At 75.2% G+C, this 14,674-nt stretch carries 13 protein-coding genes; 7 read left to right on the forward strand and 6 right to left on the reverse strand.

Annotated elements, in window-relative coordinates:
- Positions 1-40 precede the first annotated feature (40 nt).
- Complete coding sequence (locus ATL51_RS21990) at positions 41-1,693, reverse strand: glycoside hydrolase family 13 protein (RefSeq protein WP_100879807.1); 1,653 nt, start codon at positions 1,691-1,693, stop codon at positions 41-43.
- A gap of 93 nt (positions 1,694-1,786) precedes the next feature.
- Between ATL51_RS21990 and ATL51_RS21995 the strand changes: the two genes are divergently transcribed.
- Entirely contained in the window at positions 1,787-2,791 is a 1,005-nt protein-coding gene (locus tag ATL51_RS21995) for a LacI family DNA-binding transcriptional regulator (protein ID WP_208623049.1), read from the forward strand.
- Here the strand turns inward: ATL51_RS21995 and ATL51_RS22000 are convergent.
- The gene (locus ATL51_RS22000; RefSeq protein ID WP_100879809.1) at positions 2,784-4,838 is read right to left on the reverse strand and encodes a copper-translocating P-type ATPase; all 2,055 of its coding nucleotides are present in this window, start codon (positions 4,836-4,838) and stop codon (positions 2,784-2,786) included. The genes ATL51_RS21995 and ATL51_RS22000 overlap by 8 nt on opposite strands.
- A 126-nt stretch (positions 4,839-4,964) precedes the next feature.
- On the opposite strand from ATL51_RS22000, the gene ATL51_RS22005 reads away from it, so the two are divergent.
- The 3 genes from ATL51_RS22005 (at position 4,965) to ATL51_RS22015 (ending at position 6,097) form a co-directional block, all read left to right on the forward strand.
- Positions 4,965-5,183 (forward strand): hypothetical protein, encoded by a 219-nt coding sequence (locus ATL51_RS22005; RefSeq protein WP_157818484.1) that lies wholly within the window; start codon positions 4,965-4,967, stop codon positions 5,181-5,183.
- 17 nt (positions 5,184-5,200) lie between these two features.
- A complete protein-coding gene (locus tag ATL51_RS22010; RefSeq protein WP_073576201.1) occupies positions 5,201-5,575 on the forward strand; it encodes a cupin domain-containing protein in 375 nt (124 codons plus the stop codon).
- Between the two features lie 99 nt (positions 5,576-5,674).
- Positions 5,675-6,097, forward strand: a complete 423-nt coding sequence (locus ATL51_RS22015) for an META domain-containing protein (RefSeq protein ID WP_157818485.1) — start codon at positions 5,675-5,677, stop codon at positions 6,095-6,097.
- A 124-nt stretch (positions 6,098-6,221) separates the two neighbouring features.
- Here the strand turns inward: ATL51_RS22015 and ATL51_RS22020 are convergent, their stop codons facing one another.
- Positions 6,222-6,998 carry an alpha/beta hydrolase gene (locus tag ATL51_RS22020; RefSeq protein WP_073576200.1) on the reverse strand — a complete coding sequence of 259 codons (777 nt, stop codon included), beginning with the start codon at positions 6,996-6,998 and terminating at the stop codon, positions 6,222-6,224.
- 51 nt (positions 6,999-7,049) lie between these two features.
- Here ATL51_RS22020 and ATL51_RS22025 point away from each other — a divergent pair, with 51 nt between their 5' ends.
- Positions 7,050-8,261: a macrolide family glycosyltransferase gene (locus ATL51_RS22025; RefSeq protein ID WP_301549124.1), complete on the forward strand. Its 1,212-nt coding sequence runs from the start codon at positions 7,050-7,052 to the stop codon at positions 8,259-8,261.
- Between the two features lie 129 nt (positions 8,262-8,390).
- A complete protein-coding gene (locus tag ATL51_RS22030; RefSeq protein WP_301549125.1) occupies positions 8,391-9,902 on the forward strand; it encodes an alpha/beta hydrolase in 1,512 nt (503 codons plus the stop codon).
- A gap of 16 nt (positions 9,903-9,918) precedes the next feature.
- Here ATL51_RS22030 and ATL51_RS22035 read toward each other — a convergent pair whose 3' ends face one another.
- On the reverse strand, positions 9,919-10,941 hold the full coding sequence (locus ATL51_RS22035) for a YdcF family protein (RefSeq protein WP_083658732.1): 1,023 nt from the start codon (positions 10,939-10,941) through the stop codon (positions 9,919-9,921).
- Positions 10,942-11,084: 143 nt separating this feature from the next.
- On the opposite strand from ATL51_RS22035, the gene ATL51_RS22040 reads away from it, so the two are divergent.
- Entirely contained in the window at positions 11,085-12,509 is a 1,425-nt protein-coding gene (locus ATL51_RS22040; protein ID WP_208623050.1) for a ferredoxin reductase family protein, read from the forward strand.
- A 73-nt stretch (positions 12,510-12,582) separates the two neighbouring features.
- Here ATL51_RS22040 and ATL51_RS22045 read toward each other — a convergent pair whose 3' ends face one another.
- Positions 12,583-13,152 (reverse strand): hypothetical protein, encoded by a 570-nt coding sequence (locus tag ATL51_RS22045; RefSeq protein ID WP_073576198.1) that lies wholly within the window; start codon positions 13,150-13,152, stop codon positions 12,583-12,585.
- A gap of 109 nt (positions 13,153-13,261) precedes the next feature.
- The gene (gene boxB, locus ATL51_RS22050; protein ID WP_073576197.1) at positions 13,262-14,674 is read right to left on the reverse strand and encodes a benzoyl-CoA 2,3-epoxidase subunit BoxB; all 1,413 of its coding nucleotides are present in this window, start codon (positions 14,672-14,674) and stop codon (positions 13,262-13,264) included.

The following is a 14,674-nucleotide window of genomic DNA, read 5'->3' on the forward strand; positions in this document are numbered from 1 at the left end:
ACGAGAGTTCCCCTGGGGGCGTCCGGGACGGGCGCGCCGGTCAGTGGCGCAGCCACACCGCGGTGTCGGCGGGGACCTCGCCGCGGGCGGTGAGCGGGCCGCTGGACAGCATCACCTCGGCGTCCTCGGGCAGCGACACCGGCGCCGAGGAGACGTTCACCAGGCAGGTGAAGCCGCCGTCGCCGGAGTCCGAGGTGCGGGCCAGGGCCAGCGTGCCCTCCGGCGACTCCTGCCAGGTCAGCGCGCCGCCGCCGAGTGCGGGGTGCGCGCGGCGGATCGCCAGGGCGTCCCGGTAGAGGTGCAGCACCGATTCCGGGTCGGCCTCCTGCACGTCGGCCGCGTGCCGGGCGAACACCTCCGGCTGCGGCAGCCACGGTGTCCCGGACGGGCCGAACCCGAAGCCGGGCTCGCCCGCGGCCCAGGGCAGCGGGACGCGGCAGCCGTCGCGGCCGCGCAGCGTGTGCCCGGACAGCTCCCAGGTCGGGTCGTCGAGCCGGTCGGTCGGGATGTCCTCGACCTCGGGCAGTCCGAGCTCCTCGCCCTGGTAGAGGTACGCGGTGCCGGGCAGCGCGAGCATGAGCAGCGTCGCCGCGCGGGCCCGGCGCAGGCCGAGCTCGGGGTCGGCGGGCAGGGCGATCACGTCGTCGAGGTTCCAGCCGCGCCCGGCCTCGGGCTTGCGGGCCAGCCGGCTCGGGTGCCGGCAGACGTCGTGGTTGGACAGCACCCAGGTCGCCGGCGCGCCGACCCGGGTGTTCTCGGCGATCGCGTCGTCGATGTTGTCGCGCAGGTCCTCGGCCAGCCAGGCCGCGGTCAGGAAGTTGAAGCTGAACGCGGTCTGCAGCTCGTCCGGGCGCAGGTAGCGGGCCAGGCGCTGCGGGTCCGGCACCCAGGCCTCGGCGACGAACACCCGCGGCGGGTCGTAGGCGTCGCCGATCCGGCGCCACGACCGGAAGATGTCGTGGACGCCGTCGCGGTCGAGGTAGGGGTGGCCGCCGTCCTGGGCGTCGTTCACGCCCTCGACGACGTCGGGCAGCCCGGGCTCCTTCACCATCGAGTTCGCGACGTCGACGCGGAACCCGTCCACGCCCCGGTCGAACCAGAAGCGCAGGGTCTCCTCGAAGTCGGCGCGGACCTCCGGGTGCTCCCAGTTCACGTCCGGCTGCCGGATGTCGAACAGGTGCAGGTACCACTGCTCCGGCGTCCCGTCGGGGGCCACGACCCGCTCCCACGCGGGCCCGCCGAACATCGACTCCCAGTTGTTCGGCGGGAGCTCACCGTTCTCGCCGCGGCCGTCGCGGAAGAGGTAGCGCTCGCGCTCGGGCGAGCCGGGGCCCGCGGCCAGCGCCTGCCGGAACCACACGTGCTCGTCGGAGTGGTGGTTCGGGACGATGTCGAGCAGCACCCGGATGTCGCGCGCGTGGGCCTCGGCGATCAGGGCCTCGGCCTGGGCGGTGTCGCCGAACATCGGGTTGATCGCGCGGTAGTCGGCCACGTCGTAGCCGCCGTCGGCCAGCGGCGACGGGTACCAGGGATTGATCCAGATCGCGTCGACGCCCAGGCGGGCGAGATGGTCGAGCCTGCTGCGCAGACCGGCGAGATCACCGGTCCCGTCGCCGTTCCCGTCGGCGAAGCTGCGGATGTAGACCTGGTAGACGACGGCGTTGCGCCACCAGTCCTGCTCGTGCACGGACATGATGCTCCCGGGTGCGGATCGTGGGGCGGGGCGGTGTTGCAGAGTGTTTCATCCGGTTGCAACCGCTGTCGAGGCGCGGGCACGATGACCCCCGTGACGGACGAGCCGGTGCGCGAGGTCGTACGCCGGGTGGGTGTCCGGCGGGTCGCCGAGCTCGCCGGGGTCTCCCCGGCGACGGTGTCGCGCGCCCTGCGCGAGGGCACCCCCGTCTCGCACGACACCCGCGAACGCGTCCGCCGGGCGGCGGCCTCCCTCGGCTACTCCGTCCCCGTCCGGCCGCTGACGGTCGCCGTGCTCGCCCGCTTCCCGACCCGCTGGTTCTTCGCCGAGGCCGTCGCCGGGGTGGAGGGCGTGCTGTCCGCGGCCGGGCACGTCACCCAGCTCCACAACCTCGGCGACCCGGACGCGCGGGCGCACTTCTTCGCGACGCTGCCGGTGCGCGGGCGCGCCGACGGGCTGATCGTCGTCGCCTCGGCGATCGACACCACCGAGGCCGCGGCGCTGGACGCGCTGGGCATCCCGGTCGTCGTGCTCGGCGGGGACATGCCCGGACGGCCGCGGATCGGCATCGACGACCGCGCCGGAGCCCGCACCGCCGTCCGGCACCTGCTCGGGCTCGGCCACCGCGGCGTCGCGCTGGTGTCGTTCGACCCCGACGAGGCCAACGGCCGCGCCACGACGACCGACCGGCGCGACGGCTGGGCCGACGCGCACGCCGAGGCCGGGCGACCCCGCGGCCCGGTCGTCGCCACCGGGGCCGGGGTGACCGACGGCGACGCCGCGGCCGCCGAGCTGCTCTCCCTCCCGGCGATGCCGACCGCGGTGTTCGCGATGTCCGACGAGCTCGCCGTCGGTGTGCTGCGCACCCTGCGCCGTGCCGGGGTGGCGGTGCCGGGCCAGGTGTCGGTGGTCGGGTTCGACGACCACGACTCGGCCGCCGTCGCCGAGCTCACCACGGTCGCCCAGCCGGTCCGCCGCCAGGGCGAGCTCGCCGCCCGGGCACTGCTCGCCGCGCTGGGCGGCGACGTCCCCGGCGACGTCGAGGTCCCGACCCGGCTGGTGCTCCGGGCGACGACGGCGCCACCCCGGGTCAGCTGACCAGCCGGTCCGGGCGCAGCTCCACCCGGCGCAGCAGTTGCGCGTTGAGCGCGACGACGACCGTGGACAGGCTCATCAGCAGCGCGCCGACCGCGGGCGGGAGCACGAACCCGACCGGGGCGAGCACCCCGGCCGCGAGCGGCACCGAGACCAGGTTGTAGCCGGCCGCCCACCACAGGTTCTGCAGCATCTTCCGGTACCCGGCGCGGGACAGCGCGATCACCGACAGCACCCCGCGCGGGTCGGAGGAGGCGAGGACCACCCCGGCCGAGGCGACGGCGACGTCGGTACCGGCCCCGATCGCGATCCCGACGTCGGCCCGGGCCAGCGCCGGGGCGTCGTTCACGCCGTCGCCGACCATCGCGACGACCGCGCCGCGGTCCTGGAGCCGGGCCACCGCCTCGTCCTTGCCCTCGGGCAGCACCTCGGCGACCACCTCGTCGACGCCCAGGTCGCGGGCGACCGCCTCGGCCACCGGGCGCGCGTCACCGGTGAGCATCACGACCCGTACGCCGCGGGCGTGCAGGGCGTCGACCGCGGCCCGGGACTCCGGGCGGACCGCGTCGGCGAGGGCGAGCGCGCCCACCACCTCGCCGGGGTCCGCACCGGCCACCACGTACAGCACGGTGGCACCGTCGTCGCCCCACCGGTGCACGTCGCCGGTCAGCTCGGCGGGCACGTCGAGACCGCGCTCGCGCAGCAGCGCCGGACCCCCGACGGCGACCGGCCGCCCGTCGACGGTGGCGGACACCCCGCGTCCGGTGTGTGAGTGGAACCCGTGTGCGGCCGGGACGGCACGCCCGTCCGCCGCGGCGACGACGGCGCGGGCGAGCGGGTGCTCGCTGTCGGCCTCGACGGCGGCGGCCAGGGCCAGGGTGCCCGCAGCGCCCGCGGTCCCGACGACCCGCGGGCTGCCGGTGGTGAGCGTGCCGGTCTTGTCGAACAGCACGGTGTCGACGGTGCGGATGCGCTCCAGCGCGAGCCGGTCGGTGACCAGCACCCCGGAGCGTGCCGCGCGGGCCGTGGAGATCGCGATGACCAACGGGATCGCCAGCCCGAGCGCGTGCGGGCAGGCGATCACGAGCACGGTGACGGTGCGGGTGACCGCCTGCGCGGTGTCGCCGAGCAGCGTCCACGCGGCGAAGGTCGCCACCCCGGCACCCGCGGCGAACCAGAACAGCAGCGCCGCCGCGCGGTCGGCGAGTGCCTGGGCCCGGGAGCGCGAACCCTGCGCGTTCTCCACCAGGCGACGGATGCCCGACAGCGCCGTGTCCTCGCCGACGGCGTCGACCCGGACCCGCAGCGCCGAATCGGTGGCGACGGTGCCCGCCACCACCCGGTCGCCGGTGCCGCGCGGGACCGGCCGGGACTCCCCGGTGATCATCGACTCGTCCACCTCGGCGGCACCGTCGACGACCGTGCCGTCGGCGGGCACCCGGGCGCCCGACCGGACCAGCACCACGTCGCCGACGACCAGGTCGGCCGGTGCGACCGTACCGACCGTGCCGTCGGCGCCGACCCGCTCGGCGGTGTCGGGCAGCAGCGCGGCCAGCGCGTCGAGGGCCCCGGACGCCTGCCCGAGCGCACGCATCTCGAGCCAGTGCCCGAGCAGCATGATCACGACCAGCAGCGCCAGTTCCCACCAGAAGTCCAGCCCGCCGACACCGAGCGAGCTCAGCAGGCTCGCCACCCACGCGACGCCCACGGCCATGCCGATGAGCAGCATCATCCCGGGCCGGCGCGCCCGGATCTCGGCGACGGCGCCGGCCAGGAACGGCCGGCCCGGCCAGAAGAGGATCACGGTGCCGAGCACCGGGGGGATCCACGCCGACCACGCCGGGGGCGAGTACCCGAGCAGCATCCCGGTCATCGCGCTGAAACCGACGACGGGGACGGCGAGCACCAGCGCGACGACGAACCGGTCCCGGAACACCGCCGCGTGGTCCGCGTGCCCGTGTCCCGCGTGCCTGCCGTGGGCCCCGGGGACGCCGCCGGGGTGCGTCCCGTGCTCCTGCGGGGCGGAGGCCGCCCGTGGCTCGCCGTGCATCGTCTACCTCCCGACGTCGTGGACACCGGCTGCAGCGATTATACCCCCCCAGGGTATTCCCGGCGGCCGGGTCGCGCGAGGTACCGTCGTGGTCGTCCCGCGGGGACACCGCGGGAGGTGGTCGGCGTGGTCCGGGTCGAGGGGCACTGGCGCGACCGCAGCTGGGTCGCCGCGCACCACCGGCACCCGATGCGGCCCGGTGCCGACCAGACGGTGCTCGTCGCGCCGCCCGCCCGGTCGGTGTGCATCGACCTGTCCGCGCACGGTGGACCGTTCCCCGCCGAGCCGGTGGACGGGCGCCCCGCACCGGCGCTGCCCGCACCCCGGCCGCTCGCCGCGCGCTGAGGCGGCAGGATGGTGTCGTGCCGAAGCTGATCGAGAACGCCAGCCGGGTCACCGCCGCCGGGACCCCGCCGAAGACCATCGACGAGTACGTCGGGCGGGTGAACTCCGGCGACGGCCGGGTCTCGGTCGCCCACATGCGCAGCCCGTCGGGCTGGGCCGAGCCCGGCCAGACCCCGCAGTTCGACGAGTACACCCTGGTCCTGCGCGGCGCACTGCGGGTCGAGTTCGACGGCGGGGAGCTCGACGTCGCCGCCGGGCAGGCCGTGCACACCGCGCCGGGGGAGTGGGTGCGCTACAGCTCACCCGGCCCCGACGGCGCGGAGTACGTGGCCGTCTGCCTGCCCGCCTTCGAGATCGGTGCCGCGCACCGTGACGACGAGCCCGGGAGCTGATCCGGTCCCGTGCCGCCGCCCGGGGCCCGGCGGTCGACGACGGCGCCTGGTGCCGCGCCGCGGGAGCGGCCGGGAGCTCCGATCCGGTACACCTGGGGCGTGACGATCCGGACGGTTGCCCTCACCGCCCTCGCCGCGCTCCTGCTGGCCGGATGCGGCACCGGCGGCGCCACGGCCGCCGGTGCGGGCACCACCGGTCCGCACGCGGCCACGGCCGCCGACCTCACCGGCGTCCGCTGGCTGCCCGCCGACGGCACCGCGCAGGGCCGGGCGTTCGCCGAGTTCGCCCCGGACGGCACCTGGACCGGCTCGGACGGCTGCAACGGCCAGAGCGGTGAGTGGACCCTCGGCGACGGCGGTGCCCTGCGGGCGACGGCGGGCCTCAGCACGATGATCGGCTGCGAGAACGTGCCCGTCGCGCGCTGGGTCTCCGAGGCCGTCCACGTCGAGACCGAGGGCGACGCCCTGCTCCTGCACCCCGCGACGGGCGAGCCCGTGCGCCTGGTGCGCGCACCCCGCTGACACCGAGGCGCACGTTCCCGCCCCGCGGAGGGCGCGAACGTGCTCCTCGACGCGGGTGCCGGTCGTCGAGCGTCGCGGAACCGTGCCGCCGACCACGGGAGCGCAGCGCCCGGTCCGGGACGGGTCAGCGGGGCAGCGGCAGCCAGTCCAGGACGTCGCGGATCCGGGCGTCCCAGTAGCCCCACTCGTGCTCGCCGGGGCCGAACGCGGTGCTCACGGACACCCCGGCGGCCCGGGCCAGCTCGGCGAAGCGCACCGACTGCGGGTGCAGCGGGTCCTCGGTGCCGGCGCACACGTACAGCGCGGGCGCCGCGGCCGGGTCGAGCCGGGCGAGCAGGGTGGACAGGTCGGCCTCGGTGCCGGCCACCGGGGCGCCGTCGAGGATCCGTTCCCAGATCCGGGGGTCCTCCTCGCGGGGCGGGCCCGCGGCCAGCGCGGCGAGGTCGAGCGCCCCGGACAGCGACGCCGCGGCCGCGAACCGGCCGGGCTCGGCCAGCGCCCAGGACAGCGCGCCGTAGCCGCCCATCGACAGCCCCGCCACGAACGTCTCCGCCGGGTCGGCCGACACCCGGAAGAACCGCGCCACCAGCGCCGGGAGCTCCTCGGTCACCCAGGTGCGGTAGCGGCCGCCGTAGGCCTGGTCGGTGTAGAAGCTGCGGTGCACCTGCGGCATGACGACGGCGAGCCCCAGCTCGTCGGCGTACCGCTCGACGGCGGTGTAGCGGGTCCAGGCGGTGTCGTCGTCGGACAGGCCGTGCAGCAGGTAGAGCACCGGTGGCGGGGCGTCGAGGTCGCGCACCCCGGCGCCGATCCGGGTCCGCGACGGCTGGGGCAGCAGCACCGTGACCGAGGTGGCCAGTCCGAGGGAGTCGGCGACGACGTCGCAGCGCAGCCGGGCCATTCCGGTGATCCTCGTCGGCGCGCGACCGGCCGGTCAAGGCACACTCGGGTCGTGCACGTCCTCATGTCGACCACCGCCGCGCACGGCCACGTCCACCCGAACCTGCCGGTGATGGCCGAGCTGGTCGCCCGCGGCCACCGCGTCACCTACCCGGTCCCGGAGCGGTTCGCCGAGGCCGTCGCCGCGACCGGGGCGACGCCGCTGCGGATCCGCACCGACCTGCCCGACCCGGCGAAGGGCGAGCAGTGGCCCGACGGCGGGATCGAGGCCATGCGGCTGTTCTCCGCCGAGGCCCGCTCCGCCTACGACCAGATCGCCGACGCGCTGCAGTACGAGCACCCCGACGTCGTCTGCTATGACGGCAGCGGCTGGGCCGGGCACGCGTTCTCCCGGGTCCGGGGCATCCCGCGGGTGGAGCTGTCCCCGCACATGGTGGCCTGGGACGGCTTCGAGACCGACATGGCCGAGGCCTTCGCGTTCCTGGAGACCCCCGAGGGGCTCGCCTGGCGCGGCGAGCTGGACGCCTGGCTGGACGAGGTCGGCGCCGGCGTCGGGAACCGGGAGTTCCTCGGCCGCCCCGACCGCTCGGTGGCGCTGATCCCCGAGGCGATGCAGCCCGAGCTCGACCGGGTCGACCGCGACCGCTACACCTTCGTCGGCCCGGTCATCGGCGACCGCTCGCACCAGGGGCTGTGGCCCAAGCCGAAGGCCCCGCTGCTGCTGGTGTCGCTCGGCTCGGCCTACACCGACCGGCCGCAGTTCTGGCGGGCCGCCGTCGAGGCGATGACCGGCACCGGCTGGCAGACCGTGCTCGCCACCGGCCCGCACGTCGCCCCGGCCGACCTCGGCGCGGTCCCCGACGACGTCACCGTCCGGGAGTGGGTGCCGCAGCTGGCGGTGCTGGCGCACGCGTCGGCGTTCGTCACCCACGCCGGGATGGGCGGCTGCACCGAGGGGCTGTGGCACGGCGTCCCGATGGTCGCGGTCCCGCAGGCGGTGGACCAGTTCGGCAACGCCGACCGGATCGCCGCGCTCGGCGTGGGCGAGCACCTGCCCGCCGACGCGGTCACCCCGGAGACGCTGCGCGAGGCGGTGCTGCGGGTGTCCTCGTCGGAGGAGGTCGCGCGCCGCTGCGCCGAGGAGAAGGCGACCGCCCGCGCGGCCGGCGGGGCCGCGGCCGCCGCGGACGTCGTCGAGGGTCTGGTGCCGTCCGCGCTGTGTGCGGCGTGCGCTCTCGTCGGTGGCTGCGGGGGACGCCGCTGAGCCCGTCCCGACCCGCGCTGGTCCGTTCGGGGCACCGTCGGGCGTGGCGATTGTGGACACAGCGTTGCCAATGGCAACGTCTGCCTCTCGGTCGGGGGGCGGGCGCGTGCGCCCGGAGAGGTGGAGCCGGTGCGCAGGACGATCATCACGCTGCTCGTCGCCGTCGGGGTGACGCTCGGGACGGCCGGGCCGGCCCTGGCCGCGCCCGCGCCGCCGCCGCCGGGGCAGGGCATCACGTGGGGTCCGTGCACGAGCCCGTCGCTGCAGCAGGCCAAGGCCGAGTGCGGCTTCCTGAAGGTCCCGCTGGACCACGCGCAGCCCGCCGGCAAGAAGATCGAGATCGCGGTGTCGCGGATCCGGCACACCGTGCCGCAGGCGCAGTACCAGGGCGTCGTGCTGGTGAACCCCGGTGGCCCGGGCGGCCCCGGGCTGGGCCTGTCCCGGCTCGGCGGCGCCGTCCCGAAGAACGCCGGCGCCGCCTACGACTGGATCGGCTTCGACCCGCGCGGGGTGGGCATGAGCCGTCCCGCCCTGACCTGCGACGCCGACTACGGCGGCTACGCCCGCCCCGACTACCGGCCGGAGAACGGCGCCGAGAAGGCGTGGCTGCCGAAGGCCGAGGCCTACGCCCGGGCGTGCGGCAAGGCCGGCGGCGACCTGCTCGCGCACCTGCGCACCGAGGACACCGTCCGCGACATGGACCTGATCCGCCGGGCCCTGGGCGCACCGCAGATCAACTACTACGGCTTCTCCTACGGCACGATGCTCGGCCAGGTCTACGCCACGATGTTCCCGGACAAGGTCCGCCGGATGGTTCTCGACGGCGTCGTCGACCCCCGTGACTGGTGGTACCGGGCCAACCTGAAGCAGGACGTCGCGTTCCAGCGCAACATCGAGACCTTCTTCGACTGGGTCGCCAAGAACGACGCCACCTATCACCTCGGCACCACCGGCGACGCCGTCGAGAAGCGCTTCTACGACCTCGCCGCGGAGTTCCGGAAGGCCCCGCTGGGCGGGCGGATCGGGTCCTCGGAGTGGACCGACATCTTCCTGCGCGCCGGCTACAACGTGGGGGAGTACACCTCCGTCGCCGACGCGTTCGTCGCCGGCACGAAGAAGGACGCGGCCGCGCTCAAGGCCGCCTACGACCAGGCGGGCTCGCCCACCGACGACAACAACTACGCCGTCTACCTCGCCACCCAGTGCACCGACGCCCCGTTCCCGCACGACTGGGCCACCTGGAAGCGCGACAACACGGCCACCGACCGGAAGGCGCCGTTCGAGACCTGGGGCAACGCCTGGTACAACGCGCCGTGCCGGGACTGGCCGGTGAAGCCCGGGCCCGCACCGAAGGTCGCCGGGACGCTGCGGACCGGCCCGCTGCTGATCTCCGAGACCTACGACGGCGCCACCCCCTACGAGGGCGCACTCCAGGCCCGGCGGACCTTCCCCGGCTCGTCGCTGGTCGAGGGCGTCGGCGGGCACACCCACTCGTCGTCGCTGTCGGGGATCGCGTGCACCGACGACACGGTCGCCGACTACCTGCTCACCGGCGCGCTGCCGAAGCGCACCGGCGGGGACCGGTCGGACCGGCAGTGCCCGCCGCTGCCGCCGCCGTCCCCGGCGGCCGCGGGCGGGTGAGCCGGGCTCAGCCGGCTCAGCTGCCGACGAGCACGAGCACCAGCGGCACCGGGACGGCGACGAGGGCCAGCAGCACCGCGTTCGCCACCCGGTACTCCCGCAGCACCGCGACGAACTCGCGCAGCACCGCGCTGGGCCAGTAGTAGCCGGCGGTCGGCGCCCCCACGGCCTGGGCGTCGACGCCGAGCCGCCGGGCCAGCAGCGCGGCCCGGAACGCGTGGTAGTTGCTGGTCACGATGACCCCGGGGCCGTCGCCGACCAGCGCCGAGCTGAACCGCAGGTTCTCCTCGGTGGTCCGCGAGTCGGTCTCCGCGGTCAGCACCGCCGGGTCGGCGCCGTGCGCCGCGGCCCAGCGCGCCATCGCCTCGCCCTCGGCGAGCCGCTCGTCGTCGCCCTTCCCGCCGGACAGCACCAGCCGTCCGGCCCCACGCCGGGTCAGCTCGTCCATCCCGGTCGCGATCCGCGACGCCAGCAGCGGCGGCACCTCGCTGCCGTGCAGCCCGGAGCCGAGCACGACCACCCAGTCCGCGGGCCGGTCGCGCACCAGCCACCGGTAGAGCCGCGCGTAGCCGAGGAAGGCGGCGAACTGGAACGCCAGGAACGCCGCCGCCGCCAGGCAGGCCAGCCACAGCGCGCGCAGCACGAGCGAGTGCAGCGCCAGCACCGGCCAGACCGCGACGAGCAGCCCGATGATCGCCAGGCCGGTGAGCAGCGACAGCGAGTTGCCGAGTGAGAAACGCTCCCGGCGCAGCATCACCGCGCCGTTGAGGACGCAGAACACCGCGAACACCACCGTGATCAGCGGCGACAGCACCACGGCGAGCACGAGCGCACCGAACACGGGGTTGCCGCCCGACCCGGCGAGCGCGAGCACCCACCCGAGGCTCACCGCCGCGGCGAGCAGCCAGTAGGCGTTGCCCAGCCGTCGGGGGTCGCGCCGGATCCGCCGCACGGTGAACACGGTGACGACGACCGCGAGCACGACGGGCAGCACGACCGCGAGGACGGTCACGAGCAGGGTGAGGAACGAGTCGGACATCGACGACGATCCTTCTCCCCGCCCCACGGACCGGCCCCGGACGGCCCGGGCGGCCACCCGGTCGTGGCGGCCGGCGGTCGGCCCGGTGCGCCGGACCGGGTCCGGCGACGGCGACGCCCGGCGTCGGGGAGGATGACGGCACTGTGTCGTCCCTCTTCGCCCCCACCGTGCGCGTGCCCGGTGGCCGTTTCAAGCCGGACCCACCGGTCCCCGCGCGCGACGTCGCCCGCGCCGACCGCCGGGTCCGCCGCGCGACGGGGGTGCTCGCCGCCCTGGCGGTGCTGCTCGTCCTCGCCTGGTGGGTCGACGGCGGCGGCCCCGCCGGGCTGCTGGAGGGCGGCACCCGCGCGGTCGCCGAGACCGGACGGCTCTGCGGGCTGCTGGCGTCGCTGCTGCTGCTCGGGCAGGTGCTGCTCGCCGCCCGGATCCCACTGCTGGAGCACGCGTTCGGCCAGCGGCATCTCATCGCACTGCACCGCGGTACCGGGATCGCCTCGTTCGCCGGGATGCTGGCGCACGTCGGCTGCGCGAGCTGGGCGCACGGCCCCGCCGGCGCGGGCCGCGTCCCCGCCGGGTTCTGGCAGCTGACGTGGACCCGGCCCGGGATGGTCGCGGCCTCGCTCGGCACCGTCCTGGTGGTGCTCGTCGTCGTGACCAGCGCGCGGTGGATCCGCACCCGGCTGCGCTACGAGTGGTGGCACCTGCTGCACCTGTGGGGCTACGCCGGGGTGTTCCTCGCGCTGCCGCACCAGCTGTGGGCGGGGCGGGAGTTCACCACCTCGCCGTCGCGGACGGTGTTCTGGTGGGGGCTGTGGTCCGCCGCGGTGCTCGCCGTCGTGGTCTGGCGGGTCGCGGTCCCGGTGCTCCGGTCGCGCCGCCACCGGATCACCGTCGCCGCGGTGCTGCCCGAGGGCGACGGCAGCGTGTCGGTGCACATGACCGGCGACCGGCTGCGCGAGCTCGGCGCCTCGGCCGGGCAGTTCTTCGTCTGGCGGTTCCGGTCCGGGCGTGGCTGGCCCGCGGGCAACCCGTACTCGCTGTCGGCACCGCCGACGGCCCGCTCGCTGCGGATCACCGTCAAGCAGCTCGGCGACGGCAGCGCCGCCGTCCCGAACCTGCGGCAGGGCACCCGGGTCTACATCGAGGGCCCCTACGGCAGGCTCACCCCGCGCACCCGGACCAGCCCGCGGGTCGCGCTGATCGGCGCGGGCGTCGGGATGACCCCGTTGCGGGCGCTGGCGGAGAAGTTCCTCAACGAGTCCGCCGACGTCGTGGTGGTGCACCGCTTCACCCGCGAGCCGCTGTTCGCACGGGAGTTCACCCGCCTCGCCCGGGAGCGGAACCTGCACGTGGTGGCCTCGCCCGGGCGTCGCCGGGGGGCGGGGTCGTGGTGGGGCGCCGACGCGGGCCGGGCCGACGACCTCGCCGCGCTGCGGACCCGGATCCCGGACATCGCGGTGCGCGAGGTGTACGTGTGCGGGCCCGGCCGGTGGACCGCGATGGTCCGGCGCACCGTGCTCGACGCCGGGGTGCCGGAGCGGCGCGTGCACGTCGAGAACTTCGGCTGACGACGCGTCGGGAGCCCGGGTCGGGAGGCCCGCAGGGCGCGCGGTCTGCGTCCGGTCGGGCGGGGCGGACGGGTCAGGGCGCCAGGCGCTGCAGCAGGGCCATGACCTCGCCGAGGGTCGTCTCGACCACCCGCAGGCGCTGCCCCTCCTCGCCGCCGGGCGCCGCGGGGGCGCCCGCCGCACCGGGACGACGCCGGGGCAGCGCGGCCGGGGCGCCGGTGCCCGAGGTGCCCGGAGCGTTCGATCCCGTGTCCGGTGAACCCGTACCCGCGACCTCGGGGAACGCGGCCTCCGGGGACGCGGCCTCCGGGGACGGAGGGATCGGGGACGCAGGGGCCGGGTCGTGCCGTCGTTCCAGCTCGTCGAGGCGTTGCAGGGTCGCCTGCAGGGTGGCCTCCGCGCTGTCCGCCCGGACGGTCTCCCGGCGGCCCTGTTCCACGAGGCGGGCGACCCAGCTCGCCCAGGCGTCGACCCCGGCCCGCCGGTAGCCCCACGGGGCGGTGCCGAACACCGGGGGCGACGCGTCGTCGGCGGCGTCGCGGCCGAACCGGGCGGCCACACCTGCGCCGCCGACCCGGTCGTCGACCCGGTCGGCGGTGTCGCCGTCGCGTTGTGTGCCCGCCGCACCCCGTCCTGTGATCACGGGCTCAGTCAACGGGCCCGATCCGGGGGCGCGCGAGCGCGACGGGCGGCGAACGGTCACCCGTTCGGCGAACGGTGACCACTCTCGGTGAACGGTCCGCTGTGGACGATCAGGCGAGGTGGACGTACTCGTACTCGAAGGGCTTGCCGTTGATCCCGTTCGACGGCGGCGCGATCCAGCCCGCGATCTTCCCGGGCTCGTAGACCGGGCGCATCAGGTTCTGCACGAACGTCCGGTCCGCCTCCGACGGCAGCCAGTCGTCCTGCCGGGACGCCCACACATCGGCGGAGATCAGGTCGCCCTTCGGGGTGAGCTCGTGGGAGGAGAACAGCCCGACCTGCCGGTTGAACCCGACGTGCGGGAGGTAGACGCGGTCGTCGAACCCGTTCTTCTCCAGGATGCGGTTCCAGCGCTTCAGCCCGGACTGGCAGTCCTTCACGTACTCGTTGCGCAGGTCCAGGTTCAGCGCCAGCAGGGCCGGGACCTCGTCGGTGACGACGCCGCCGTCGCGGACCTGCTCCATGCCGTAGCCGTCCTCGGTCAGCACGTGGTCGTCGCGACGCCGCTCCTCCTGCCAGCGGCCCTTGAGCCCGGCGGTGAAGTAGTTCGCCGCGTTCGTCGACTGCTCGGAGCCGAACAGGTCGAGGCTGACCGAGTAGTGGAAGTTGATGTACTTCTGGATCACGTCCAGCGGGATGCCGCCGTGCGGGGCGATGTCGGCGGTGTCGTGGGAGCGCATCAGCTCGCAGGTCCGCTGGATCACCCGGTCGATACCGGTGGTGCCCACGAACATGTGGTGGGCCTCCTCCTTCAACATGAACTCGCAGGTGCGCGAGAGCGGGTCGAAGGCGGACTCCTTCAACGTGCCGAGCTGGTACTTGCCGTCCCGGTCGGTGAAGTAGGTGAACATGAAGAACGACAGCCAGTCCGGGGTCTCCTCGTTGAACGCACCGAGGATGCGAGGGCTGTCGAGGTCGCCGGAGTTGCGCTGCAGCAGCGCCTCGGCCTCCTCGCGGCCGTTGCGGCCGAAGTAGGCGTGCAGCAGGTACACCATCGCCCAGAGGTGGCGGCCCTCCTCGACGTTGACCTGGAAGAGGTTGCGCAGGTCGTAGAGGCTGGGGGCGGTCTCGCCGAGGCGGCGCTGCTGCTCGACCGAGGCCGGCTCGGTGTCGCCCTGGATGACGATCAGGCGCTGCAGGTCGGCGCGGTACTCGCCGGGCACCTGCTGCCAGACCGGCTCGCCGCGGTTCTCGCCGAAGGCGATCCGGCGGTCGTCGGAGCGCTCGGCGAGGAACACGCCCCAGCGGTACTCCTCCATCGCGACGTGGCCGAACTGCGCCCAGCCCTCCTTGCCGACGTCGACGGCGGTGCGCAGGTAGACGTCCTGGGTCGGCACGGCCGGGCCCATCGTCTTCCACCAGGTGAGGAAGTTGGGCTGCCAGGACTCCAGGGCGCGCTGCAGCTTGCGGTCCCCGGCGAGGTCGACGTTGTTGGGGATCTTCTCGGAGTAGTCGATGCTCAT

The sequence above is a fragment of the Pseudonocardia alni genome (assembly GCF_002813375.1).
Lineage (GTDB): Bacteria > Actinomycetota > Actinomycetes > Mycobacteriales > Pseudonocardiaceae > Pseudonocardia > Pseudonocardia alni.

Bases quoted from the DNA above. Each gene is read 5' to 3' on its own strand.
- ATL51_RS22000 (WP_100879809.1), bottom strand. From the start codon at position 4,838: ATGCACGGCGAGCCACGGGCGGCCTCCGCCCCGCAGGAGCACGGGACG.
- ATL51_RS22035 (WP_083658732.1), bottom strand. From the start codon at position 10,941: ATGTCCGACTCGTTCCTCACCCTGCTCGTGACCGTCCTCGCGGTCGTG.
- boxB (WP_073576197.1), bottom strand. From the start codon at position 14,674: ATGAGCATCGACTACTCCGAGAAGATCCCCAACAACGTCGACCTCGCC.
- ATL51_RS22020 (WP_073576200.1), bottom strand. From the start codon at position 6,998: ATGGCCCGGCTGCGCTGCGACGTCGTCGCCGACTCCCTCGGACTGGCC.
- ATL51_RS21990 (WP_100879807.1), bottom strand. From the start codon at position 1,693: ATGTCCGTGCACGAGCAGGACTGGTGGCGCAACGCCGTCGTCTACCAG.